This window comes from Massilia sp. TS11 (genome assembly GCF_022012445.1).
GTDB lineage: Bacteria > Pseudomonadota > Gammaproteobacteria > Burkholderiales > Burkholderiaceae_D > Telluria.
In genome coordinates this window covers 144,856-170,323 of sequence record NZ_JAKLTS010000006.1, presented here as the reverse complement: position 1 = coordinate 170,323, position 25,468 = coordinate 144,856, and the positions used below count along the sequence as shown (strand labels likewise).

The 25,468-nt window shown below is 65.8% G+C and carries 20 protein-coding genes; 6 read left to right on the top strand and 14 right to left on the bottom strand.

What is annotated here, in order from left to right; translation table 11 throughout:
* Positions 1-94 precede the first annotated feature (94 nt).
* From mutM to mutY, 3 genes are read left to right on the top strand one after another with little or no spacing between them, the layout of a single operon-like run.
* Complete coding sequence (gene mutM / locus LZ005_RS11275) at positions 95-928, top strand: bifunctional DNA-formamidopyrimidine glycosylase/DNA-(apurinic or apyrimidinic site) lyase (protein ID WP_237808163.1); 834 nt, start codon at positions 95-97, stop codon at positions 926-928.
* An 18-nt stretch (positions 929-946) separates the two neighbouring features.
* Positions 947-2,875, top strand: a complete 1,929-nt coding sequence (locus LZ005_RS11270; RefSeq protein ID WP_237808162.1) for a dynamin family protein — start codon at positions 947-949, stop codon at positions 2,873-2,875.
* On the top strand, positions 2,872-3,990 hold the full coding sequence (gene mutY / locus LZ005_RS11265) for an A/G-specific adenine glycosylase (protein ID WP_237808161.1): 1,119 nt from the start codon (positions 2,872-2,874) through the stop codon (positions 3,988-3,990). The genes LZ005_RS11270 and mutY overlap by 4 nt, the downstream gene beginning before the upstream one ends.
* 100 nt (positions 3,991-4,090) lie before the next feature.
* Here mutY and LZ005_RS11260 read toward each other — a convergent pair whose 3' ends face one another.
* From LZ005_RS11260 to LZ005_RS11225, 8 genes are read right to left on the bottom strand one after another with little or no spacing between them, the layout of a single operon-like run.
* Positions 4,091-5,227: a deoxyguanosinetriphosphate triphosphohydrolase gene (locus tag LZ005_RS11260; RefSeq protein WP_237808160.1), complete on the bottom strand. Its 1,137-nt coding sequence runs from the start codon at positions 5,225-5,227 to the stop codon at positions 4,091-4,093.
* 3 nt (positions 5,228-5,230) lie between these two features.
* Positions 5,231-6,826 (bottom strand): bifunctional shikimate kinase/3-dehydroquinate synthase AroKB, encoded by a 1,596-nt coding sequence (gene aroKB / locus LZ005_RS11255; RefSeq protein ID WP_373889326.1) that lies wholly within the window; start codon positions 6,824-6,826, stop codon positions 5,231-5,233.
* 26 nt (positions 6,827-6,852) lie between these two features.
* Complete coding sequence (locus LZ005_RS11250) at positions 6,853-9,996, bottom strand: Ig-like domain-containing protein (RefSeq protein ID WP_237808158.1); 3,144 nt, start codon at positions 9,994-9,996, stop codon at positions 6,853-6,855.
* Positions 9,997-10,056: 60 nt separating this feature from the next.
* Entirely contained in the window at positions 10,057-12,267 is a 2,211-nt protein-coding gene (gene pilQ / locus LZ005_RS11245; RefSeq protein ID WP_237808157.1) for a type IV pilus secretin PilQ, read from the bottom strand.
* Positions 12,264-12,797 carry a pilus assembly protein PilP gene (locus LZ005_RS11240; protein ID WP_237808156.1) on the bottom strand — a complete coding sequence of 178 codons (534 nt, stop codon included), beginning with the start codon at positions 12,795-12,797 and terminating at the stop codon, positions 12,264-12,266. The genes pilQ and LZ005_RS11240 overlap by 4 nt, the downstream gene beginning before the upstream one ends.
* Positions 12,794-13,498 carry a type 4a pilus biogenesis protein PilO gene (locus tag LZ005_RS11235; protein WP_237808154.1) on the bottom strand — a complete coding sequence of 235 codons (705 nt, stop codon included), beginning with the start codon at positions 13,496-13,498 and terminating at the stop codon, positions 12,794-12,796. The genes LZ005_RS11240 and LZ005_RS11235 overlap by 4 nt, the downstream gene beginning before the upstream one ends.
* Positions 13,495-14,124: a PilN domain-containing protein gene (locus LZ005_RS11230; protein WP_237808153.1), complete on the bottom strand. Its 630-nt coding sequence runs from the start codon at positions 14,122-14,124 to the stop codon at positions 13,495-13,497. The genes LZ005_RS11235 and LZ005_RS11230 overlap by 4 nt, the downstream gene beginning before the upstream one ends.
* Positions 14,121-15,203: a pilus assembly protein PilM gene (locus LZ005_RS11225; protein ID WP_237808151.1), complete on the bottom strand. Its 1,083-nt coding sequence runs from the start codon at positions 15,201-15,203 to the stop codon at positions 14,121-14,123. The genes LZ005_RS11230 and LZ005_RS11225 overlap by 4 nt, the downstream gene beginning before the upstream one ends.
* Positions 15,204-15,426: 223 nt before the next feature.
* Here LZ005_RS11225 and LZ005_RS11220 point away from each other — a divergent pair, with 223 nt between their 5' ends.
* Positions 15,427-17,784, top strand: a complete 2,358-nt coding sequence (locus LZ005_RS11220; protein WP_237808315.1) for a penicillin-binding protein 1A — start codon at positions 15,427-15,429, stop codon at positions 17,782-17,784.
* Positions 17,785-17,787: 3 nt separating this feature from the next.
* Here the strand turns inward: LZ005_RS11220 and cyaY are convergent, their stop codons facing one another.
* Positions 17,788-18,114, bottom strand: a complete 327-nt coding sequence (gene cyaY / locus LZ005_RS11215; RefSeq protein ID WP_237808314.1) for an iron donor protein CyaY — start codon at positions 18,112-18,114, stop codon at positions 17,788-17,790.
* A 42-nt stretch (positions 18,115-18,156) separates the two neighbouring features.
* On the opposite strand from cyaY, the gene LZ005_RS11210 reads away from it, so the two are divergent.
* Positions 18,157-18,306, top strand: coding sequence for a lipoprotein (locus LZ005_RS11210; protein WP_237808148.1), 150 nt, complete (start codon positions 18,157-18,159; stop codon positions 18,304-18,306).
* Between the two features lie 4 nt (positions 18,307-18,310).
* The gene (gene lysA, locus LZ005_RS11205) at positions 18,311-19,588 is read left to right on the top strand and encodes a diaminopimelate decarboxylase (RefSeq protein ID WP_237808146.1); all 1,278 of its coding nucleotides are present in this window, start codon (positions 18,311-18,313) and stop codon (positions 19,586-19,588) included.
* Between the two features lie 122 nt (positions 19,589-19,710).
* Here the strand turns inward: lysA and LZ005_RS11200 are convergent, their stop codons facing one another.
* The 5 genes from LZ005_RS11200 to LZ005_RS11180 form a co-directional block, all read right to left on the bottom strand.
* Positions 19,711-20,292, bottom strand: a complete 582-nt coding sequence (locus LZ005_RS11200) for a sulfite oxidase heme-binding subunit YedZ (RefSeq protein ID WP_237808143.1) — start codon at positions 20,290-20,292, stop codon at positions 19,711-19,713.
* The gene (msrP, locus tag LZ005_RS11195; protein ID WP_237808140.1) at positions 20,292-21,266 is read right to left on the bottom strand and encodes a protein-methionine-sulfoxide reductase catalytic subunit MsrP; all 975 of its coding nucleotides are present in this window, start codon (positions 21,264-21,266) and stop codon (positions 20,292-20,294) included. The genes LZ005_RS11200 and msrP overlap by 1 nt, the downstream gene beginning before the upstream one ends.
* A 79-nt stretch (positions 21,267-21,345) precedes the next feature.
* Positions 21,346-22,494: a c-type cytochrome biogenesis protein CcsB gene (gene ccsB, locus LZ005_RS11190; RefSeq protein WP_237808137.1), complete on the bottom strand. Its 1,149-nt coding sequence runs from the start codon at positions 22,492-22,494 to the stop codon at positions 21,346-21,348.
* Between the two features lie 26 nt (positions 22,495-22,520).
* Positions 22,521-24,584 (bottom strand): cytochrome c biogenesis protein ResB, encoded by a 2,064-nt coding sequence (locus LZ005_RS11185; protein WP_237808135.1) that lies wholly within the window; start codon positions 24,582-24,584, stop codon positions 22,521-22,523.
* An 83-nt stretch (positions 24,585-24,667) separates the two neighbouring features.
* Positions 24,668-25,327 carry a cytochrome c gene (locus LZ005_RS11180; RefSeq protein ID WP_237808134.1) on the bottom strand — a complete coding sequence of 220 codons (660 nt, stop codon included), beginning with the start codon at positions 25,325-25,327 and terminating at the stop codon, positions 24,668-24,670.
* Between the last annotated feature and the right edge of the window lie 141 nt (positions 25,328-25,468).

The window sequence follows — 25,468 nt, the reverse complement described above, 5'->3', positions numbered from 1 at the left end:
GATCCAGAGGCAAAGTAAGAACATCGATTCTACGCCCGCGCCGTCAGACGCGTCGGCGGGTACACAGGAATTTACACTTTTTTTCGAACCCAGGATGCCTGAACTGCCCGAAGTCGAAGTCACGCGCCTCGGCGTGGCCCCGCACCTCGAAGGCCGCACCGTGCTGGGCGTGCGCACGCGCCGCGCCGGCCTGCGCTGGCCCTTCCCGCCCGCCCTCGACAGCCTGCTGGCCGGACGCCGCGTGCTCGGCACCGGGCGGCGTGGCAAATACCTGCTGATCCACTTTGAGCACGGCAGCCTGATCGTCCATCTGGGCATGTCCGGCCATCTGCGCGTGCTGCCGGCCGCCACCCCGGCCGAGAAGCACGACCACTTCGACCTGCTGTTCGAAGACTGCGGCCAGCCGCACATCCTGCGCATGACCGATCCGCGCCGCTTCGGCGCCATCCTCTGGCACGGCGTCGACGACGGCGACCTGGCCCAGCATGTGCTGCTGCGCGAACTCGGGGTCGAGCCGCTCGAAGACGGCTTTTCCGGCGCCCTGCTGTACCGCGCCACGCGCAAGCGCAGCGCGCCGATCAAGCAGGTGCTGCTGGCCGGCGACATCGTGGTCGGCGTCGGCAATATCTACGCCTGCGAGAGCCTGTTCGCCGCCGCCATCCACCCGAAGACGGCGGCCAGCCGCATCGGGCGCGCGCGCTACGATCTGCTGGCCGCCGCCATCCGCCGCATTCTGGCCGAAGCCATCGTCCAGGGCGGCAGCACCCTGCGCGATTTTTTGGCGGTGAACGGCCAATCCGGCTACTTCCAGCAGACCTATTTCGTCTATGATCGAGCCGGAGCGCCCTGCAAGGTATGCGGCCAGACCATCCGTCAGATCCGCCAGGGGCAGCGGTCGACCTTCTATTGCGCCACCTGCCAACGCTAGCAGGGGCCCGGAGCGAGCATGATTCAGGATTTCGAGCGATACAGCGCCTGGCGGCGCGGCGTGGTGGAGGCGCTGGCGCGCTACCGCGATTTCGTCGCCGCCCACCAGCTGCTCGACGGCGCGCTCGAACAGCGCATCGCGCGCGCGCTGGCGCGCCTGGCCGACGACAAGCTGGCCGTGGCCTTCGTCGCCGAATTCTCGCGCGGGAAGTCGGAGCTGATCAACGCCATCTTCTTCGCCGAATACGGCCAGCGCATCCTGCCCTCCTCGGCCGGCCGCACCACCATGTGCCCGACCGAGCTGCTGTACGACCCGAACGAAGCGCCCAGCCTGCGCCTGCTGCCGATCGAAACCCGCGCCGCCGCCCTGTCCACCAGCGACTACCGCAGCCGGCCCGAGGCCTGGGTCAGTTTTCCGCTCTCGCTGAATGCGGCCGACGCCATGCAGCAGACCTTCCGCGAAGTCTCGCGCACGCGCCGCGTCAGCCAGGACGAAGCGGCCAGCTACGGCCTGTTCGACGCCGAGGATCCGGACCACCAGGCCGCCCTCGACAGCGCCGGCCAGGTCGAGATTTCGCAGTGGCGCCACGCGATCATCAACTTCCCGCACCCGCTTCTCAAACAAGGCCTGGTGATCATCGACACCCCGGGTCTGAACGCGATCGGCACCGAGCCCGAACTGACGCTGAACCTGATCCCGAATGCGCACGCGGTGCTATTCATCCTGGGCGCCGAAACCGGCGTGACCAAAAGCGATATCGAAGTCTGGCGCCAGCATATCGGCGGCGGCAAGGGCCGCATCGCCGTGCTTAACAAAATCGACACCATGTGGGACGAGCTGCGCAGCGCCGACGAGATCAACGCCGACATCGCGCGCCAGCAGGCCAGCGTGGCCCAGACGCTGGGCCTCGAGACGCGCCAGGTGTTCCCCGTCTCGGCCCAGAAGGCGCTGGTCGCGAAGATCAACCACGCCCCCGCCCTGCTGGCCAAGAGCCGCCTGCCGGCGCTGGAAGCGGCCCTGTTCGACGAGCTGATACCGGCCAAGCAGGACATCATCCGCAAGCAGCTGGCCGACGACATGGCGGCCCTGCTGGCCACCCAGCAGACCATGATTGGCGCGCGCGAGCGCGAGCTGGTCGAACAGCTGCAGGAGCTGACTGGCCTGCGCGGCAAAAACCAGGCCATGGTGGCCCACATGATGAAGCGCGTCGAAGCCGAGAAGAAGGAATTCGACGCCAGCCTGTTCAAGCTGCAGGGCACGCGCGCCGTGTTCACGCGCCTGTCGACCGAGCTGTATTCGACGCTCGGTCTCGATGGCCTGCAGGCGCGCGTGGACTCCGTGCGCGCCGCGATGGAGAAAAGCCGCTTCACCGGCGGCATGCGCGACGCCGTGCGCCAGTTCTTCAAGGAGATCAACATCCACCTCGAGGCCTCGAGCGCCAAGGTGCAGGAGATCCGCGGCATGATGGACAGCATGTACCGCAAGTTCGCGGCCGAACACGGGCTGTCGCTGCACACGCCGATGCCCTTCACGCTCGACGACTACCACGCCGAACTGGCCAGCATCGAAGCCATCTACCACAAGCAGTTCGGCACGGTGGCGATGGTGACCACCAGCCGCAGCGTGCTGATGGAGCGCTTCTTCGACAGCATCGCCTCGCGCGTGCGCCAGACCTTCGAAGCGGCCAACAGCGATGTCGAAGCCTGGCTGAAGGTGATCATGGCGCCGCTCGAAGGCCAGATCCGCCAGCACAAGGAGCAGCTCAAGCAGCGGCTCGCCTCGATCCAGCGCATCCACGACGCCACCGACAGCCTCGAACAGAAGATCGAGGCCTTCGGCGCCAGCCAGCGCGCGCTCGAACGCCTGCGCAGCGAGCTGGCGGCGGCGGCCGGCGCTGTCAGCATCGCCCTGCATACCCAGATCACCGCCTTGGAAGTCCCCGCTTGAAACGACTGAGCAGCCGCACGATCGACGCCGATCCCAGTTTTTCCGCCACCGTCATCGACTGGCAGCGCCAGCACGGGCGCCACGCCCTGCCCTGGCAGAACACGCGCGACGCCTACCGCATCTGGCTATCCGAGATCATGCTGCAGCAGACCCAGGTCAGCGCGGTGCTCGGCTACTACGCGCGATTTCTCGAACGCTTCCCCACCCTGCCCGATCTCGCGCGCGCCGACAGCGCCGAGGTGATGGCCCTGTGGAGTGGCCTCGGCTACTACACGCGGGCGCGCAATCTGCACAAATGCGCGCAGCAGGTGCTGGCCGACTACGGCGGCGCATTCCCCACCGATCCCGCCCTGCTGGCCGCGCTGCCCGGGATCGGCCGCTCCACCGCCGCCGCCATCGCCGCGTTTTCGAGCGGAGCGCGGGCCGCCATCCTGGACGGGAATGTGAAGCGCGTGTTCGCGCGCGTGTTCGGCGTGGAGGGTTATCCGGGCGAAAAGCGCGTCGAGGACGCCCTGTGGCAGCGCGCCGAGGCCCTGCTGCCGCAAGACGGCATCGAAAGCTACACCCAAGGCCTGATGGATCTCGGCGCGACGATCTGCACACGCAGCCGGCCCGCGTGCGAGCGCTGTCCGCTGCGCACACGCTGCGTGGCCCTGGCAAGCGAGCGCGTGGCCGAACTACCGCACAAAAAACCGCCGAAGACGACGCCCGAAAAGCGCGCCCAGCTGCTGCTACTGCGGCACGAAGACAGCGTGCTGCTGGCGCAGCGGCCCGACAGCGGCATCTGGGGCGGATTGCTGTCGCTGCCCGAAGTCGACGGCCACCAGAGCAAGACGCGAGCGCTCGACCCCACGGCCGCGCGCATGCTGGCGGCCCAATACGGCACGATCGCCGAGATCGCCGACCAGCCGCTGCTGCTGCACGTCTTCACCCACTACCGCCTGCACATCCTGCCGCTGCGGGTGCAGCTGGCCGAGCGCGCCCCCGTCCCGCCCGGCCACCACTGGCTGCCCCTCGAGGCGGCGCTACAAACCGGCCTGCCCGCCCCAATCCGCAAACTCCTCGAAACTGAACGGGAAACTGAACGGGGTCAGGTCCGGCAATCGGACATCTGAGAACTTTTCCGTGCGCAGAAGGTCGGCATCACAGCGCGACCACTTTGCACCGGCGAAGTTCGACAATGTCCGATTGCCGGACCTGACACCGTTCAGAATGTCAGATTTCGTCGAGCGAGTAGATGCGGCGGTGCTCGCGGATCGCGTAGCGGTCGGTCATGCCGGCGATGTAGTCGGCGATCTTGCGCGCCTGCGCACTGGGGTCGCCATCCTTGACCTGGTAGTCGGGCGGCAGCAGCTGGGCGTCGCCGGTGAACGCGGCATACAGGTCGCGGATGATGCGGCTGGCCTTGGCGCGCATGCGGCTGACCCGGTAATGGCGGTACAGATTGGCGTACAGGAAGCGCTTGAGCTCGGTCGCCTCGCGCCGGATGTCGGGCGAGAAGCGGATCAGCGGCGCGCTCTGGCGCACGGCGTCGATGTCGGCCGGCGCGGCCTCGCGCAACAGCGCGGCCGAGGTTGTGATCAGGTCGTCCGCCATCACGGTGATCAGGCGGCGCACGGTCTCGTAAATGGCGCGCCGCCCGCTCAGGCCGGGATACTTGGCCTGCACGTCCTGCCACTGGCGCGCGAACAGGGCCACCTCCTGTAACTGCTCGATCGTGATCAGGCCGGAACGCAGGCCGTCGTCGACATCGTGGCTGTTGTAGGCAATTTCATCGGCCAGATTGGTCAGCTGGGCTTCGAGCGAGGGCTGGGTCTTGTCGAGAAAACGCTGGCCGACGGCGCCCAGCTGGCGCGCATTCGTCACCGAACAATGCTTGAGGATGCCTTCGCGCGTTTCGAACATCAGGTTGAGGCCGTCGAACGCGCCGTACTGCTGCTCGAGCTCGTCCACCACGCGCAGGCTCTGCAAATTGTGCTCGAAGCCGCCATGCGCGGCCATGCACTCGTTGAGCACGTCCTGGCCGACGTGGCCGAAGGGCGTGTGGCCGAGGTCGTGCGCCAGCGCCAGCGCTTCGACCAGGTCTTCGTTCAGGCGCAGATTGCGCGCCAGCGAACGGCCGATCTGGGCCACTTCGAGGCTGTGCGTGAGGCGGGTGCGGAACATGTCGCCTTCGTGGTTGAGGAAGACCTGGGTCTTGTACTCGAGCCGGCGGAAGGCGGTGCTGTGGATGATGCGGTCGCGGTCGCGCTGGAATTCGCTGCGCGAGGCATGCGCCTGCTCCGGAAAGCGCCGGCCGCGGCCGGCATTGGAGTGGGCGGCGTAGGGGGCGAGGTGGCTTTCCGGTCCCATGGTCTAGCGCAGGCAGTGGTCGATGGTGGCCAGCAGGGTCTCGGTCGGCACGCTTTCGATGACGGCCGTGCCGAGCGGCTTGAGCAGGATGAACTTGATCGCCCCGCCCTCGTTCTTCTTGTCGACTTCCATCAGCTCGAGCCAGCGCCCGGCACCGAGATCGGGCGCGCGCGTCGGCAGTCCGGCGGCGTCGACCAGGCGGCGCATGCGCGCCACGGTCTCGGCCTCGATGTAGCCGAGCCGCTGCGACAGTTCGGCCGCCATCACCATGCCGCAGCCGACCGCTTCGCCGTGCAGCCAGGCGCCGTAGCCGAGGCCGGCCTCGATCGCGTGGCCGAAGGTGTGGCCGAAATTCAGAATCGCGCGCAGGCCGCCTTCGCGCTCGTCCTGGCGCACCACCTCGGCCTTGATCTCGCACGAGCGCCGGATCGCATGCGTCAGGGCCTGCGGCTCGCGCGCGCGCAGGGCGCTGATCTGGGCCTCGATCCAGTCGAAGAAGGCGGGGTCGATGATGGCGCCATGCTTGATCACTTCGGCCAGGCCGGCCGACAGCTCGCGCTCGGGCAGGGTCTGCAGGCTGGCGGTATCGGCCAGCACGGCGCGCGGCTGGTAGAAGGCGCCGATCATGTTCTTGCCGAGCGGGTGATTGATGCCGGTCTTGCCGCCGACCGAGGAATCGACCTGGGCCAGCAGCGTGGTCGGCACCTGCACGAAGGGCACGCCGCGCATATAGCCGGCGGCCGCATAGCCGGTGATGTCGCCGACCACGCCGCCGCCGAGGGCGATCAGGGTGGTCTTGCGGTCGCACTTGTTGCTCAGCAGGGCGTCGAAGATCTGCATCAGGCTGCCCCAATGCTTGTGCTCTTCGCCGTCGGGCAGCACCACTTCGACCACCTGCTTGCCGGCCGCGCGCAGCGGCGCCGCCAGCTTCTCAAGATACAGGGGGCCGACCGTGGTATTGGTCACAATGGCGGCCTGGCGGCCCTTGACCTGGGCCAGCAGCAGCGCGGCCTCGCCCATCACTTGGGGGCCGATGACGATCGGGTAGCTGCGTTCACCCAGGTCGACTTGCAGGGTTTGATTCGGGATGGCGGGCATGGCTTGCGGGGCGGGCGCTTGCAGTTCGCCCAGCCGGTTGAGAATGGTCTGAACCATCGATTGTACGTGAGGCCGGCCGGTGTCGACGGTCAGGTGGGCCACTTCCTGGTACAGGGGCTCGCGCTGGGCCAGCAATTCTTCGAGCTTTTTGCGCGGATCGGCCGTCTGCAGCAGCGGGCGGTTCTTGTCGTGGGCGGTGCGCGCCAGGATGGCCGGAATCGCCGCGCGCAGGTAGATCACGGTGCCGCGCTCGCGCAGATAGCGGCGGCTGTCAGCATTCAGGACGGCGCCGCCGCCCGTGGCCAGCACGATGCCGTCCTCGGCGCTCAGGTCGCGGATCACGTCCGCTTCGCGCTTGCGGAAGGCGGCTTCGCCTTCGATTTCAAAAATCCAGGAGATGGAGGCCCCGGTGCGGGCCTCGATTTCATGATCGGCGTCGATAAAGCGCAGGCCGAGGCGGCGCGCCAGTTGCCGGCCGATGGTGGTTTTTCCCGCCCCCATCAGGCCGACCAGAAACACATTGGGCATTACTTAGCATCCGTACAAAGCGAGGACGTGCCATAGGGGCTGATGACGCCCGGCGGGGTCAGGGTCGACGAGGTGTAGTCGGCCGCCAGCCCCGGCAGCACGATGCTGCCCAGATAGCGCGATTCCGTTCCGGCAACACTGCCGCGAATGGTGAATTCTACCTCGACCCACTTGGCCCGATCGCGCGGATAGATCATCGAGATCGTGGCCTGGCCGTTGGCGTCGGTCTTCGCGCTCGGGGTGATCGTCACCGGAATGCCCGGGTCGAGCACGCCATTGCCGTTGATGTCTTCGCCCGGGCCGAGCACGCCGTCGCGGTTGCTGTCCTCGTTGGCGCAGGCGGCGTTATAGGTCGGCACGTTCTTGCCGGTCACGGGGTCCATCACCAGGGTCGCGTAGTCCCAGAAGCCGCCGCCGCCGCTGGCCGCGTAGAAGGTCAGGCTGCCCTTGCGGTAGGCGCGCGGCCAGGCGGCCGCGGTCAGGGTCACGCCCGAGACCGGGTTGCCGGCGGCGTCGGTGACCAGCACCGCGTAGTCGAGCTGGTAGGTGGTGTTGGACGGGGTCTGCACGGCGGCGCCGGTACCGGCCGTGATGAACAGCGAACGCTTGCCCACGGTCAGGGTGGCGACCGAGGAGGCCGAGGTCAGCGGATCGAGGATCTGGGCCTGGATCTTCACGCCATCGCTGGCGGTGGCGGTGCCGCCGGCCACATAGCTGACCGTGGCCGAACCGTCGGCGCCGGTCAGGGTCGAAGACGGCTGCACGAGGTAGCCGCCGCTCGGGTCGGACAGCACGGTGAAGCTGACGCGCGCGCCCTTGACCACATTGCCCTGGTTCGGCTTGTCGAGCACGACGGCGCGCAGCTGGACCTGCTGGTCGGTGCGGCCCGGATCATTGGTGCCGATCACGGCCGGATCGGGCTGCACGCTGATCGAGGCCGAGGCCGTCAGCGGGGCGACGAATTCAAACTGGGTCTGGACCGTCGAGCCGGTGCTGCTGTCGATCGCCGAGACCGTGCTCACGCCCGGGCTGGTGGCCTTGACGTAGGCGAAGGCATTGCCGCCCGCCAGGGGCAGCGACACCGTCAGCGGGGTCGTACAGGTCAGGTCGGCATACACGGTGCCGCGCGAGCTGACCACGTTCACGCTGCCGGTCTGGGGCACGCCGCCGACATCGTTGTGGACGGCGATCGGGTAGCAGGTGCTGATATTGCCCGACTTGCTGCTGCCGACCTGGACCGTGAAGTTCGAGGCATTAATGCTCAGGCTGCTCGTATAGCTGGCGCCCAGGGCGGTGAACACGATGCTGTCCGAGGTGCCGCTATTGGCCTTGTACTGCAGGCTGACGACACCCTGGGCATTGGTGCTGGCGCTGCCGCTGGTGCCGCTGTTGAGCGGGTTGAGGACCGAACGCCAGCTGACGCTGCGGTTGGCCAGCGGCACATTGTTGGAATCGGTCAGGGTCACGGTGATGTCAGCGACATTGCCGACATTGACCGTGGTCGGGGCATTCACCGTCAGGCTGGTGCCGGTCACGGTGACCACGCCAGTCGCGGTCGGGGCGCCGTTCACGGCGGCCGTCACATTGATGCTGCGGTTGGTCGGATCGGAACCGGTGCCGAGGGTGACGGTGGCGATGCCCTTGGCGTCGGTGGTGGCCGTGGTGGCCGACAGCGCGCCCGAATCGGCCGTGAAGGTCACGGTGGCGCCCGGCACGACGGCGTTCGAGGCGTCTTTCACCAGGGCCTGCAGGATCACTTCGGTGCCGGCGGCGCCGGCCGATTTCAGGATATTGCTGCTCGAAGTCAGCAGGATGCTCGGGGCCACCTGGACCACGTTGACCACCCGCGTGACCACCGGCGACAAGCCGCTGCTGGCCGTCAGCGTGATCGCGCGCGGGCTCGGGTCCTGGGTGGTCAGGGTGGCCGTCACGGCGCCGCTGGCGTCGGTCGTACGGTTGGTGAACACCAGTTCGCCCGAGCTGGCGCTCAGGTTGACGTTGGCGCCCGGCACCACATTATTGGCGCTGTCCTTGACCAGCACGGTCACAGTCACGCTGCGCCCGCCGGCCTGCAGGCTGGGGCTGGAGGTGGCCAGCAGCACGGTCGGGGCCGACACGGTCGGCGAGATCACGTTCACATAGCGCGCCTGCGAGCTGACGCCGCCGGCGCTGGCGCTGATGCTGATCGTGCGCAGGCTGGTGTCGCCCTTGGTCGACAGCTTCTCGGTGACGATGCCGTTGGCGTCGGTCAGGCGGGTGCCGGCGCTCAGCGTGCCGGACGAGACCTTGAAGTCGACCGCCTGGTTGGCCAGCACATTATTGCTCGCATCCTTGACGATGGCCGTCACCGTCACTTCGGTGCCGGCGTCGCCGGTGTTCGGCATGGTGTCGCTCGAGGTCAGCAGCACCACGCTGGCCACCTTGCTCGGCAGCGCAGACACCACCTGGACCGGCACCGCAGCCGACTTCACATTGCCGACGCTGGCCGTCACATTAATCGTGCGCAGCGAAGCGTCGCCCTTGACCGACAGTTTCTCGGTCACGCTGCCGTCGACGCCGGACTTGCGGTTGGTATTGCTGATCGTGCCCGAGCTGGCCGCGAAATCCACGGTCTGGCCCGACAGCACATTGTTGTTCGCATCCTTGACGATGGCCGTCAGCGTCACTTCGGTGCCGTCGGCGCCGGTGTTCAGGATGTACGGGGCGCTCGCCACCAGGGTCACCGAGGCAACCGGATTGACCGGCGGCGGCGCGGCCACCACCTGCACCTTGACTGCCGGCGAGGTGATCGCGCCGACATTGGCGGTGATGGTGATCGTGCGCAGGCTGGGGTCGCCCTTGGTCGACAGTTTTTCCGTCACGCTGCCGTCGGTGCCGGTCTTGCGCGTCGTGTTCGAGATCGAGCCGGAGTCGGACTTGAAGTCGACCGTCTCGCCCGCGAGCACATTGTTATTGGCGTCCTTGACGATGGCCGTCAGCGTCACTTCGGTGCCGTCGGCCCCGCTGTTGACCATGCTGGCAGACGATGCGACCAGCACCACGCTGGCGACCTTGGAGCCATTGCTGATGCTGCCGCCGGTGGTGCCGGGCGAGCCGCCGCCGCCACCGCAAGCTGCCAGGCTGAGCATGAGCAGCCATGCCATCAGGGATCGGATCAGGTGTGTGGTGTTCATATCGTCTTACCTTTTGCTGTGATTCTTTTTTTAGTGCGCGGCCAGGCGGTCCTGGACGATCTTCGGCGTGATAAAGACCAAGAGCTCGCTCTTCGCGGTGGACTTGCCTTGCGACTTGAACAGATAGCCGAGCACCGGCAGGTCGCCCAGCAGCGGGACCTTGGTTTCGGTGTTCTGTTCGGACTGCTGATAGATACCGCCCATCACCACCGTGCCGCCGTTCTCGACCATCACGGTCGACTTCACGTGCTTGGTGTTGATGGCGAAATTGCCGTTGCCGGTGGCCTCGCCCTTGGCGTCGTTATTGACGTCGACTTCGAGCACGATATTGCCGTCCGGCGTGATCTGGGGCGTGACCTCGAGGCGCAGATTGGCCTTCTTGAACGTGACCGAGGTGGCGCCGCTGCTGGTGGCCTGCTGGTAGGGCAGTTCCACGCCCTGTTCGATGACGGCGGCCACCTTGTCGGCCACCACCACGCGCGGGCTGGAGATGATCTTGCCCTTGCCATCGGCCTCGAGGGCCGACAGCTCGAGATTGAGGAAGCGGTTGGCCGCGGCCGAGAACAGGCTGGTGGCCAGGGTGGCGGCGGCGCTGCCATTGATGCCGGCGGCCGGCAGATTGACGAACTGGGTATCGGCGAAATTGCCGATCGTGCCGCTGCTGCCGCTGCTGCCGCCACTGCTGCTGCCGCCCGAGCCGGAACTCGAAGCGGCCTGGCCGGTGATCGTGCCGACCCCGCTGATATTGCCGGCCACAGCCACGCGCGTATTGCCATTGACCTGGTAGCCGACGTCGCCGCCGCGCACGCCGCGCAGGTCGGCAAAGCCGAGCTTGGCGCCGAGATTGCGGTTGAAGCTGTCCTGGGCCTCGACGATGCGCGCCTCGATCAGCACCTGCTTGGTGGCGATGTCGGTTTTGAGGATCAGCTTGCGGATGTCCTCGATCTTGGACGCGATGTCGGTGACGAAAATCTGGTTGGTGCGCGGGTCGATGATGGCCGAGCCGCGCTTGGACAGCACGCGGTTCTTGTTGTCGCCGCCGCCACCGCCGCCGGCGTCGTTCAGGCCGAACACGCTCTTGAAGGCTTCGACTTTCTGGTAATTGAGCTGGAACACTTCCGAGCGCAGCGGTTCGAGGTCGGCGATCTGGGCGCGCTGTTCGAGCTCGAGCTTTTCCTTGGTCAGCAGTTCATCCTTGGGCGCGATCCACAGCACCGAGCCGTTCTTGCGCATATCGAGGCCCTTGGCCTGCAGCACCACGTCGAGCGCCTGGTCCCACGGCACTTCCTTCAGACGCAGGGTCAGATTGCCCGACACCGAATCGCTGGTGATGATGTTCAGACCCGAAATGTCGGCGATGGCCTGCAGGGCCGAGCGCACTTCGATGTTCTGGAAATTGAAGCTGATGCGCTCGCCGCGGTAGCCCTGGGTGCCCTGGGTCAGCTTGTTCGGGTCTTCCTTGATCGGCCGCACATCGACCACGAGCTGGGTATCGCTCTGGTAGACGCTCTGCTCCCACAGGCCGCGAGCCTCGATCGTCATGCGCGTGTTCTCGCCCTGGGGCACGGTGGTGATCATGGCCACCGGCGTGCCGAAGTCGGTCACGTCGAGGCGGCGGCGCAGGGTTTCGGGAATGCCGGTGCCGATGAAGTCGACGATCACATTCTGGCCGACCTGGCGCACATCGACGGCCACCTGGCTATTGGGCAGATCGACCACGACGCGGCCTTCGCCGTTCGGGCCTTTCTTGAAGTCCATGTCGCGCAGCTGCTGGCGCACGGGCGCCGGCGCGGCCTCTTTCGGCGCGGCCGGCAGGCCTTCGCCATTGACGGCCGTGGCCACGCCGCCGGAACCGTCGATGGTGACGATCACGGCCTTGCCGTCGATTACAGCGGCGTAATTGAGGGCGCGCTTCAGATTGAACACCAGGCGCGAGCGCTCACCGGCCTGCACCAGGTTCACCGAGCGCAGTTCGCCCAGGTTGAGGTCGAGCGTGTTCTTGCCGGTGGCATTGCTGGTGGCGGGAAAATCGAGGGCGATGCGGGCCGGGTTGGTGATGGTGAAGCCAAGCGGCAGTTTGGCCGGCGCCTCTTTCATCGCAATCTTCACGATCACATTCGCCCCTTGCTGGTTGGCGGTGATCGATTCGATGGCGTTCTCTTGGGCCGCGGCCTGGCCGGCCAGGCACAGCAGCGCCAGCGTCAGCAGGGCGCGCCAGACGGCGGGGAAGATTGCGCTCATTTCTTGGTCTCCTTGCTTTCTTGCAGCTCCAGCTTGGACTGGCGCTCCACCCATTCGCCGGCCGCATCCTGCACCACTTCGCGGATGGAGACGGCGGTCTCGCTCACCGCGGTGACGAGGCCGAAATTCTGGCCGATGTACTGGCCGGTCCTGACCTGGAAGATCGACTTGTCGATCTGCAGCAGGGCCGACATCTGGCCGCCCTTCTGGATCACGCCGACCATCTTGATCGTGTCGAGCGGGAAGCTCTCGAGCAATTCCTTCTTGCGCTCCATGTCCGGCTTGAACGGGTTCTTCGAGCTGGCCGCGGCGCGCGCCAGTTCCACCGTCAGCTTCTGCGGATTGAAGGGATCGATCGCCTCCTTGCCCGAGTAGCTGAAGGGCACAAAGGTCTTCGGCGGCGCGATCGGCGCGACCGAGGTCTTGGTGGTCTTGGCCGTTTCGTCCATCCACTGGCGCACTTCCTGCACGTCGCTATCGCTGCAGGCGGCCAGCAGGCTGCACAGGCTGAGGGCGAGGAGGCGCTTCATTTCTTGGCTCCGGCGGCGGGCGGGGCGCTGGCAGCGCCGGCCTTCTTGTTCTTCTCGGCGGCGGCCTTCTTGGCCGCGGCCACTTCCTCGGGATCGAGGTAGCGGAAGGTCTTGGCCACGGCTTCCAGGCTCAGGCTGCCGCTGGTGGTGGCGTTCACGTTCATGTTATTGAGCGTGACGATACGCGGCAGATTCGCCATGTCCGAGGCGAAGGCCGCGATGTCGTGGTAGCTGCCGCTGACCTTCAGATCGATCGGCAGTTCGGCATAGTAGTCCTTGACGACCACGCCGCCGGGCTTGAAGTATTCGAAGGACAGGCCGCGCCCGACCCCGGCCTGGTTGATGTCCGACAGCAGTGCCGCCATCTCGGCCTTGGACGGCAGCTGCTTCTCGAGCCGCTCGACGTACTGGTCGACCAGCAGCTTCTGCTTGCGCAGGGCGTCGAGGTTGATCGCCTGGGCCAGCTTGGTCTTGTATTCTTCCTTGAGCTTGAGCTCCACCTGGGCGCCCTGCTCCTGCTCTTCGAACTGGCCGCTCCAGTAGCCGAAATAGCCGAGCGCGACGACGCCGACCACGACCCCGAGCGCGCAGGCCAGGCGCGGCACCAGCGGCCACATGCCCGGATGGCGCCCGGCCAGGCCCTGGAACTGGGACTGGACCTGTTCGGCCAAAGCCTTGATGTCGATGTCCACCTTCTTCATGGGCTTGCCTTTGCCGGTGCGGCCGCGCCGGCCTTGGCCTTGGCGCTGGCACTGCTGTCTTTTTCACGCAGGCGCTTGATGGTCACGCGCAGCGTGAATTCCACGACTTTCTTGCTGTTCGGCTTGGCGCCGGGCAGATTCGCGGCCTTGACCTCGCCCAGCTCGGGGCGTTCGAGCCAGGGCGAATTGCCGGCCAGATTGCGCAGGAAGTCGGCCACCCGCTCCTGCGACTGCGCATAGCCATTGATGGTGACGGCCTGCTGCTCCTGCTTGAAGCCCTTCAGGTAGACGCCTTCCGGGGTCTGCTTGACCAGTTCGTCGAGCAGCAGCACCGGCTGGTTGCGGTCGCCCTGCAGGTCCTCGACGGCCTGCTGGCGCGCCTTGAGCGCCTCGATTTCCTCTTTCAGCTTGGCGATCTCGGCGATCTTCTTGTCGAGCAGGCCATTGGCTTTCTTGATGACCTCATTGCGCTGCTCCTGCACCGACAGGCGCGAGGCGTTGTAGCCGCCCACGGCCAGCACGATGCCGGCGCCGATCACGCCCGCCAGGGTCAGCAGGGCGAAGAAGGCGGTCTTCTTCTGTTTGCGCTTTTCTTCGCGGTGCGGCAGCAGATTAATGCGGATCATTCGTCGAACCTCCGCAGGGCCAGGCCGCAGGCCACCAGATAGCCGGGCGCCTCGCTGCGCAGGGCCGACTCGCGCATGCCGGGCGCCAGCTGCATGCCCTTGAACGGCGAAATCACGGCGCTGTTGATCTTGGTGCGGTCGGCCACGATGTCGAGCAGGCCCGGCATGGCCGCACAGCCGCCCGCCAGGAACAGCTGGTCGATGCGCGTGTAGGGCGTGGACGTGTAGAAGAACTGGATCGCGCGCGTGACTTCGAGGGCGGCGTTCTCGAGGAAGGGCTGGAGCAGCTCGGCCTGGTAGTTGTCGGGCAGGTCATTGCTGCGCTTGCGCGTTTCCGCTTCCTCGAAGCTGTAGCCATAGGCGCGCACGATGTCCTGGGTCAGCTGGTTGCCGCCGAAGGGCTGCTCGCGCTCGTAGACCGTCTCGCCATTGAGCATGCAGGCGATGTGGGTGACCTGGGCGCCGATCTGGAACAGGGCCACGATCTGCTCCTGGCCCGGTTCGGCCGGGCTCAGGTTGGTGACGCGGTCGAGCGCGGCGCGCGCCGCATACGATTCGATGTCCATCACCACCGCCTTCAGGCCGCAGGCCTCGGCGATGGCGACGCGGTCCTCGACCTTTTCCTTGCGGCTGGCGGCCAGCATGACTTCCATGTCGTCGGGCGAATTGGGCGCCATGCCGATCACGTCGAAGTCGAGGCTGACCTCGTCCAGGGCGAAGGGGATGTACTGGCTGGCTTCGGACTCGACCTGGACTTCGAGCTGGTCTTCCGACAGGCCGGCCGGCAGGATGATCTTCTTGGTGATGACCGAGGCGGGCGGCATGCCCAGGGCCACATGCTTGACCTTGGTGCCGCTCTTGCGCCAGACGCGCTTGACGGCTTCGATCACCATGTCCATCTGTTCGATGTTGCCGTCGACCACGGCGCCGCGCGGGATGGCTTCGCTGGCATAGCGCTCGAGACGGAGCTCGCCCTTGCCAGCCGGGGCCAGCTCGACGAGGCGAACACAGGACGTGCTGATATCCACCCCGACCAAGGGTGGACTCTTCTGTCCCAGCAGGCTGGCCAAATCGATCACACGAACCCCAATCTTAAGAATTTACTTTAAATCGTAGCAATAACAATCCGGCGGTGTAAAGGTATTTCTCGTATTCAAAATTTCTTAAGTGAGCATTATTGCCACACTTTTACGGTTTAATTAACGAGAAATGAAGGGCAGTTTGCGCACCCGCCGGGAGCGTACGGCGCGCCCGGTCCGGACGCACGCGCCCGCCGCCCTGCCCTCGCTTATAATCGCCGCCATGACGACCGACACGCCCACCCCCAGCCCCGCTCCCCAGCCCGCTCCCGCCGCCAGCGCCGCCCCGGCGCGGCGCAAACTGGCCCTGACCATCGCCGCCAGTCTCGGCGGCCTGCTGCTGGCCGCCGTGCTGACCGTGGTGTTCGCCCTGGCCCTGGCCTACCCGAATCTGCCGGCCCTGGACACCCTGACCGACTACCGCCCCAAGATGCCGCTGCGGGTGTTCACCGCTGACAACGTGCTGATCGGCGAGTTCGGCGAGGAGCGGCGCAATGTGGTGCGCTTCAAGGACATTCCGGACGTGATGAAGAAGGCCGTGCTGGCCATCGAGGACGACCGCTTCTACGAGCACGGCGGGGTCGACTACATGGGCATCCTGCGCGCGGCCGTGCACAATGCGGCCGGCGGCGCGCGCCAGGGCGCCTCCACCATCACCCAGCAGGTGGCGCGCAATTTCTTCCTGTCGTCCGAGCAGACCTTCAAGCGCAAGGCCTATGAAGTGCTGCTGGCCTGGAAGATCGAGCAGAACCTCAGCAAGGACCAGATCCTCGAGGTGTACATGAACCAGATCTATCTGGGCCAGCGCGCCTTCGGCTTCTCCTCGGCCGCCCAGATCTATTTCGGCAAGGACCTGAAGGACATCACGATCGCCGAGGCGGCCATGCTGGCCGGCCTGCCGAAGGCCCCGTCAGCCTACAACCCGGTGGTCAATCCGAAGCGCGCGCGCACGCGCCAGCAGTACATCCTGCAGCGTATGCATGACCTCGGCTACATCACGGACGCCCAGTTCGAGGCGGCCAAGAAGGAACAGCTGAAGATCAAGACCGACAGCAGCGAGTTCGGCGTGCATGCCGAATACGTGGCCGAAATGGCGCGCCAGCTCGTCTACGAACAGTTCAAGGACGACACCTACACGCGCGGCCTGAACGTGTTCACCACCATCACCAAGGCCGACCAGGACGCCGCCTACCTGGCCCTGCGGCGCGGCGTGATGGACTATGAAAAGCGCCACAGCTACCGCGGCCCGGAGAGCTTCATCGAGCTGCCCGAGAAGAAGGAAGAAGCCGAGGAAGCGATCGAAAGCGAGCTGGCCGAGCATCCGGACAGCGACGACATCGTGGCCGCCGTGGTGCTCTCGGCCACGCCCCAGAAGATCGTCGCCGTGCTGGCCTCGGGCGAGGAAATCACGATCAGCGGCGCCGGCCTGGAGTTCTGCCGCAGCGGCCTGTCCGAGAAGGCCGGCGAAAAACGCCGCATCCGGCGCGGCGCCGTGATCCGCGTGACCCAGGAAGGCAAGGACTGGCTGGTGACCCAGATGCCGGAGATCGAGTCGGCGTTCGTGGCCGCCAGCACCGAGGACGGGGCGATCAAGGCCCTGGTCGGCGGCTTCGACTTCAACCGCAACAAGTTCAACCACGTGACCCAGGCCTGGCGCCAGCCGGGCTCGTCCTTCAAGCCCTTCATCTACTCGGCCGCGCTCGAGCGTGGCCTGTCGCCGGCCACGGTCATCAATGACGCCCCGATCTCCTTCGACGCCGGCCAGACCGGCGGCCAGGCCTGGGAGCCGAAGAACTACGACGGCAAGTACGAAGGGCCGATGTCGATGCGCAAGGGCCTGACCAAGTCGAAGAACATGATCTCGATCCGCATCCTGCAGAAGATCGGCGCCAAGTACGGCCAGGAATACGCGACCCGCTTCGGCTTCGAGGCCGAGAAGAACCCGCCCTACCTGACCCTGGCCCTGGGCGCGGGCGGTACCACGCCGCTGCAGCTGGCCGGCGCCTATGCCGTGTTCGCCAACGGCGGCTACAAGATCAATCCCTACCTGATCAGCAAGGTGACCGATGCGAGCGGCAAGGTGCTGTCCCAGGCCAATCCGGACAAGGCCGGCGACGAGTCGCGCCGCGTGATCGACGAGCGCAATGCCTATCTGATGGATTCGATGATGAAGGACGTAGTGCGCTTCGGCACGGCCACCCGCGCGCTCAGCCTGAACCGCCCCGACATCGCCGGCAAGACCGGCACCACGAACGACTCGATGGACGCCTGGTTCGCCGGCTACCAGCCGAAGCTGGTCGGGGTGGCCTGGATCGGCTACGACCAGCCGCGCAATCTGGGCAACAAGGAAACCGGCGGCGGCCTCGCGCTGCCGATCTGGATCGGCTACATGCAGAAGGCCCTGAAGCAGCTGCCGATCGAAGAGCGCGCCCTGCCCGAAGGCCTGATCCTGGTCGGCGACGAGTACTACTATGCCGAGAACCCGCCGGGCACCGGCGTGACCCACCTCGACACCAGCAATGCCCAGCAGCCGGCGGCCGACCAGAAGGCCAAGGACGCCGTCAAGAACGAGTTGTTCTGAGGCTTACAGGCTGACCGGCTGGCCGGCCTGTTCGCCGACCAGGCGCGCCAGCACGGCGAACAGCTCGGAGCCGTCGCGCGTGTCGATCCAGGCCTCGCCCGCGCGCTGATAGTGGTAGCCGCCGGTCTTGGCGGCCAGCCACATCTGCTGGGTCGGGGCCTGGCTGTTGACCACCATTTTCAGGCCGCTGTCGAGAAATTCGATCTCGAGGACATTGCCGGAGCGCCTGCACTCGACATCGACGAGGTCCTCATCGTTCAGCCTGTCCATGGCCGCCTCGATCCGGTCGAGGGTGGCCTGGGCCAGGGTGAAAAATTCAGTTTCCGTCATCATGCTACACTCCTGAAGTTCGTTTTCCCCATGATTGTAAACGTGAAGTCCACCCTCCTCCGCAATACCGCCACCGTGGCCGTGGTCTTGGGCCTGCTGAGCGCATGCGGCCAGCCGGGCCCGCTGTACATGCCCAAGCCCCCGGCCAAGGCCAGCGCCAGCAGCAGCGCTTCCGTTCCCGAGACCAAATAAGCCCATGTCGCATTTCCACTACCAAGATGGCGTCCTGCACGTCGAAGCCCTGCCCCTGACCCAGCTGGCCGAACAGTTCGGCACGCCGCTGTATGTGTATTCGAAGGCCGCCCTGCTGGCCAATTTCGACGCCTATGCCCAGCCCTGCGCCGGGCGCGACGCCCTGGTCTGCTATGCGATGAAGGCCAATTCCAACCTGGCCATTCTCGACCTGCTGGCGCGCCGCGGCGCCGGTTTCGACATCGTCTCCGGCGGCGAGCTGCAGCGCGTGCTGGCGGCCGGCGGCGATCCGGGCAAGGTGATCTTCTCCGGCGTCGGCAAGACCGAGGCCGAGATGGAGCAGGCCCTGCTGGCCGGCATCCTGTGCTTCAACGTCGAATCGATTCCCGAGCTGCACCGCCTCAATGGCGTGGCCGCGCGCCTCGGCAAGCGCGCCCCGGTGTCGCTGCGCGTCAACCCGAACGTCGACGCCAAGACCCACCCGTATATCGCCACCGGCCTGAAGGCCAATAAATTCGGGGTCGCCTTTGACGATGCGCTGGCCACCTACCGCACGGCGGCGCGCCTGTCGCATCTGGACGTGGTCGGCATCGACTGCCACATCGGTTCCCAGCTGCTCGACGACGCGCCCCTGCTCGAGGCGCTCGACAAGCTGATCGAGCTGATCGACACGCTCGACGCCGAAGGCATCCACCTGCACCACCTGGACATCGGCGGCGGCATCGGCATCCAGTATGGCGAGGCGGGCGAAGCCGATCCGGTGCCCGTGGCCGACTATGTGCAGCGCCTGTACGCGCGCATCGACGCCTGGCGCGCCGCACGCCACCAGGGCAAGCCGATCAAGCTGATTTTCGAACCGGGCCGCTCAATCGTCGGCAATACCGGCGTGCTGCTGATGAAGGTGGAATTCCTCAAGCCGGGCAGCGAAAAGAACTTCTGCATCGTCGACGCCGCGATGAACGACATGAAGCGTCCGACCCTGTACCAGGCCTGGATGGAGATCAAGCCGGTGGTGCCGCGTGCCGGTGTGGCCACCGTCTACGACGTGGTCGGCCCCGTATGCGAATCGGGCGACTGGCTGGCGCGCGAGCGCGCGCTGGCGCTCGACCAGGGCGACCTGCTGGCGATGATGACGGCCGGCGCCTACGGCATGACCATGGCCAGCAACTACAACACGCGCACGCGCGCGGCCGAAGTGCTGGTCGACGGCGACCAGGCCCATCTGATCCGCCGGCGCGAAACCGTGGCCGAGCTGATCGCCCTCGAGTCCCGCCTGCCCTAAAGAAAAATCGGGGTCAGACCCCATTTATCCACCCAGAAAAAATGGGGTCAGACCCCATTTTTCTCTTCTGAAAAACCGGGCCGGCAAGCTTGCGCTGCAGATAAATGGGGTCTGACCCCGATTTATCTGCCGGGCAAGGGGCGGCGCAGCAGGCGCACGCCCAGCAACAGCACGGTGATGGCCAGGAACAGGGCCGGCTGCGACAGATTGTGCTTGGCTGCCTTCATCCACCAGTAATGCAGCACGCCCAGCGGCAGGATCAGGTAGACGGTCCGGTGCAGCCACTGCCAGCGCTTGCCGCCCAGTCGCCGCACCATGCCATTGGTGCTGGTCGCCGCCAGCGGCAGCAGCAGCACGAAGGCGGCAAAGCCAACCGTGATGAAGGGCCGCTTGAGCACGTCCTTGAACATCTCGGCCAGATCGAAACCGTGGTCGAACCAGAAGAAACACAGGAAGTGCAGGCTGGCGTAGAAGAAGGCGTACAGGCCGAGCATGCGACGCAGCTTGATCAGCCCGTTCCAGCCGCTCAGACGGCGCAGCGGCGTCACGCTCAGGGTCAGCACGAGGAAGTACAGCACCCAGTCGCCGGTGCCGCGCGTCAGATACTCGAGCGGCTCGACCACCTGCCCGCTGGCGATGCGCCACACGAACCAGACCAGCGGCAGCAGGCTGGCGACGAAGACGCCGATTTTCGCCAGCCGCATCAGTAGTACTTGCGCAGGTCCATCCCGCTGTACAGCGAGGCAACCTCGGCATAGCCATTGAACATCAGGGTCTTGCGCTTCTTGGCGAAGAAGCCGTCCTCGCCGACGCGGCGCTCGCTCGCCTGCGACCAGCGCGGGTGATCGACCTCGGGATTCACATTCGAGTAGAAGCCGTATTCGCGCGGATTGGCCAGCCACCACGAGGTGCGCGGCATGTCGCGCGTGAAGCGGATCTTGACGATCGACTTGGCCGACTTGAAGCCATACTTCCAGGGCACGGTCAGGCGCACAGGCGCGCCGTTCTGGTTGGGCAGCACCTGGCCGTACATGCCCAGGGTCAGCAGGGCGAGCGGGTGCATGGCCTCGTCCAGGCGCAGGCCTTCGACGTACGGCCAGTCGAGCACGGCGCTGCGCACGCCTGGCATCTGCTTGGGATCGGCCAGGCTGTGGAATTCCACAAACTTGGCATTGCCATTCGGCTCGACTTTCTTGATCAGCTCGGACAGCGAATAGCCGATCCAGGGAATCACCATCGACCAGCCTTCCACACAGCGCAGGCGGTAGACGCGCTCCTCGAGCGGCGCCAGCTTCAGCAGGGCGTCGAGGTCGAGCACCTGCGGCTTCTTGACCTCGCCTTCGATGGCGACCGTCCAGGGCCGCGTTTTGAGCGTGTGGGCATTCTCGGCCGGGTCGCTCTTGTCGGTGCCGAACTCGTAGAAGTTGTTGTACGAGGTCGCGTCCTTGAAGCTGGTCTGCTTGTCCAGCACGGCATAGCCGGGATTGAGCTTGGCCGCCAGCCGCGCGCCGCTCTGGGCATGGGCCGCGCGCTGGCTCATTTCCCACAGGCTGGTGCCGGCGATGGCGCCCAGGCCCAGGGTCTTGATGAAACGGCGGCGCTGCTCGAACACCGCCTGGGGCGTGATTTCGGAGGAAAACGGCAGGTCGATGCCGTTCGGACGTCGGTGGATACGCATGGTGTGGCTCCCGCTAATGCGACTTGGTCGTCACAATGAACGGGAACCTTACACCAATTTGTGCGCGCTTGCTGGCGGCTTAAAGTTTGCCGTAAGAATGCAGGCCGGACAGGAACATATTCACGCCGAGGAAGGCGAAGGTCGTCACCAGCAGGCCGACCAGGGCCCACCAGGCGGCCGCGCGCCCGCGCAGGCCGGACATCAGGCGCATGTGCAGCCAGGCCGCATAGTTGAGCCAGACGATCAGGGCCCAGGTTTCTTTCGGGTCCCACGACCAGTAGCCGCCCCAGGCCTCGGCCGCCCACAGGGCGCCGAGAATCGTGGCCACGGTGAAGAAGGCGAAACCGACCGAGATCGACTTGTACATCACGTCGTCGAGCACCTCGAGCGGGGGCAGGCGGTCGGCCAGGATGCCATGCGACTTGAGCAGGTAGGCGCCGGCCACACCGGCCGCCAGCGCGAAGGTGCCGTAGCCGATGAAGTTGGCCGGCACGTGGATTTTCATCCACCAGCTCTGCAGGGCGGGCACTAGCGGCTGGATGCCGGCGGCGTCGCGGCTGACCGTGTACCACAGCAGGAAGCCGACCGCGGCGGCGATCACCAGCAGCACGAAGGGGCCGAGCTGGCGCGTGCCGTAGCGCGCTTCGTAGTACAGGTAGAACATGGCCGTGATCAGCGAGAACAGGATGAAGACTTCATACAGGTTCGACACCGGAATGTGGCCGACATCGCTGCCCATCAGATAGGACTCGTACCAGCGCACCATCATGCCCGTCCAGCCGAGCACGACCGCGGCCCAGCACAGCTTGGAGCCGACCGCGCCGCCGAAGGGGCTGCGGGTGATGAAGCCGAGCCAGTAGAACACGGTCGAGAACGCGAACAGCGCGCTCATCCACAAGATGGCGGACTGGCTCGACAGCATGTACTTGAGGAAGAATTTGCTGTTGGCCGCGTCCAGGCCGGGCGCATACAGGCTGACCGCGCACAGGGCCAGCACGGCCACCAGCGGCATCAGCCAGCGCACCGGTTTCCAGTGCCAGCCGAGGGCGGCAAAGGTGGGCGCGGCGGCCAGCAGGATGGCCTGCTCGTACACGTCCATATAGCTGTGGAAGCGGCCGAGGGCGAACAGGGCCGCGGCCAGCAGGCCCAGGCCGAATGCCCAGTCGGCGGCGCCGAGGCGCTTGAAGTAGCCGGGCGCGGGGGTGTAGCTCGTATTCGACAATTCCATGGTCTTCCTCCGGATCGGGGCGTAGCTTACGCCTTTTGCGGCAACTTTGCCGCCCAATCCTTGAATTCGTTCTCAAAATCGAGGGTCTTGCGCTGGGTGCTCATGGCCATCAGGGCCTGGGCGCCGGCCTCGCCGTCCTTGATCCAGACCCAGATGCGGCGCTCGCGGATATAGAACATCGCGAACACGCCCAGGGTCAGCAGCAGACAGCCGAGGTAGACCACCTTCTTGCCCGGCGAGCGCGTGATCTGCAGCACCGAGGCCTTGACCTCCTCGAAGCTGTCCAGGCTCAGGTAGACCGGGGCGCCGTAGAAGAAGTTATCCGACAGCGCATTCGTGGCCAGCTGCAGGAAGCGGCCATGCTTCTCGTCCTGCGGCGCGGCGGCCAGGCCGGCCCGCTGGCGCGCCACCTGCCACAGCTCCCACATCGAGCCGTTCAGCAGCTTCATGAAGACGCCGGCGGCCTTTTCCTGCTCTTCCTTCGGCAATTGCTCGAGGAAGCGCGACACGCCCACATAGCCGCCCGCGGCGAACACGTTCAGGGCCTTCAGGCTCGACTGGGTGAGCTTGTCGACCAGGGCCGGCTTGTCCTTGGCATTGGCCATCGCCCCGCTGGCGTAGCGGGCGGCCGCCTGTTCGCGCAGGGCCGGATCGGCCAGGGCCACGCGCAGGGCCATCCATTCGTCGACGCTGTTCTTGTCGTCGGCCGGAATGCGCAGGTAGCTGAAGCTGTCGGCCGGCGAGGTGCGCATGCCGGCCAGGAAGACCGGATAGCCGTCCAGGGTCAGCGGCAGCATGTAGTTGTTGTACTCGCGCGCCTGGCCGGTCTTGTCGCGCAGCTTGTACTGGACGCTCGGGCCGACATTCTTCAGGTCCTTGTCGGCGGCGTTCTTCGCGGCCGAGCCGAGCTGCTTGTTCAGCTGCTCGCTCAGGCTCTCGCCCTTGGCCACCGAGCGCGCATCGTTATTGCCCATGCTCTCGACATTGATCGCGCGAAAGCCCGAGAACTCGATCGTGTAGTCCTCGGCGCCGCGCTTGAGCAGGCTGCTGTTGTGCACCTCGCCCTGGATCGGCAGGGTCGCGCCGAGCGGCCCCTGCATCGGGTAGCCGGTCAGCTTCAGGCGCGTGCCGCCGTCCTCGAAGCTCGACTGGTAGACGGCCAGGCCCTTGTAGATCAGGGGTTCATTGACCTTGATGGTGGCGGGGAAGGTGCGGCCGGTTTCCTTGTCCTTGACGATGACTTCGCTGGCGAACAGCTTGGGCATGCCGGTCGAATAGAAATCGACGACGAATTTCTTCAGCTGGATGGCGATCGGCAGCTCCTGGATCAGCACCCCATCGGCCTGCTGCAGAATCGCCACGTCCGAGGCCTGGCCTTCGGCGATCTGGGTATTGCCGCGGAAGGTGGGATTGCTGACGCTCAGGCGGTGCTGCTGCGGAATGGCCGAGATCAGGCCATCGCCCATGAAAGGCGTTTTGCCGAAGAACCATTGCTGGAAGCGGATCGGCAGGTCGGAGTCGAGCATGCCGCCGACGCAGATCACGACGATGGCCGTGTGCGCGAAGATATAGCCGAACTTGTTGCCGGCGCCGCGCTTGGCCGTGACCAGGGTGGCCGCGTCCTTCTCGACCAGCTTGACCTGGTAGCCGCCCTGCTCGAGCCGGCGCGCGCTCTGTACGGCCAGCTCTTGGCGCCCGGCGGCGCTCGTCCATTCGACCTTGTGGTGGAAATTGCGCAGGGCGTTCTCGCGCAGGTTCTCGCGCCACGAGCGCATGTCCTTGAGCATCTTCGGCGTATTGCGCACGATGCACAGGCTGGTCGAGACGACCAGGAAGGCCATGATCAGCAGGAACCACCAGGCCGAGTAGACCGTGTACAGGCTCAGTTTGTTGAACAGCTCGAACCAGAAGGGGCCGAACTGGTTCACATAATTGCCCATCGGCTCGCCCTGCTTCATCACCGTGCCGATGATGGAAGCGATGGCGATCATCACCAGCAGGGTGATGGCAAAGCGCATCGAGGACAGTAGCTCGACGGTGTCGGCCAGCGCGCGGCGGCGCGTGTTCAAGGTGATTCCGGAGGTTTCCATTCTCGATCCCAACAAAAAGGGCAGCCCGCTTGCGCTGCCGCCCTTTCTTTACAACCCATCACGCCCGGCGGGCGTGGCATGCATTACTTCAGACCGGCGATGTAGTCGGCGACGGCCTTCATTTCCTCGTCAGACATCTTCTTGGCGATGGTCTGCATCTGCGGATTCTTGCGGGCGCCAGACTTGAAGTTGGTCAGGGCAGCGACCGTGTAGTTCAGGTGCTGCGAGGCGATACGCGGGTATTGTACCGGGATGCCGGCGCCGGTGGGGCCATGGCAGCTGGCGCAGGCCGGCACGCCTTTTTCGAAGATGCCGCCGCGGTAGATTTTCTTGCCCAGGTCCAGGGTGTCCTTGTTCTTGGCCGTGCCTTGCTTCGGCGTCGTGCTGGCCAGGTAGGCGGCGATGTCTTTCTTCTCGTCGTCGGTCAGGGCCTTGGCGAACGGGGTCATCACCGGGTTGTTGCGGTCGGCCGTGGTGAAGCCCACGAGCTGCTTGTACAGGTAGGACGCATGCTGGCCGGCCAGGCGCGGATTGTCGACGATGGTCGAGTTGCCGGCGTCGCCGTGGCAGGACACGCAGGCCGGAATGTTGCGGGCGGCGTCGCCGTTGGCGTACAGGTTGCCACCTTTGGCCGGATCAGCTTTGGTGGGAGCGGCGGCGTGGTCGGCGGCGAAGGCTGCACCCGACACGGCGATGGCAGCCACGAGCATGGTTTTCACAAACGGGACAAGCGCACGATTCATTCAGACACCCTGAGAACAAGTCAAAAATGGATTTTATTAAATTTTCCCACGGGGGCGATCAGGCCGCGCGCACCGTAGCTTCTGCATTGCAACAATTCGTAACCCCTTATTGTACAATAGCTGGCCCGCGAATCACGCCCC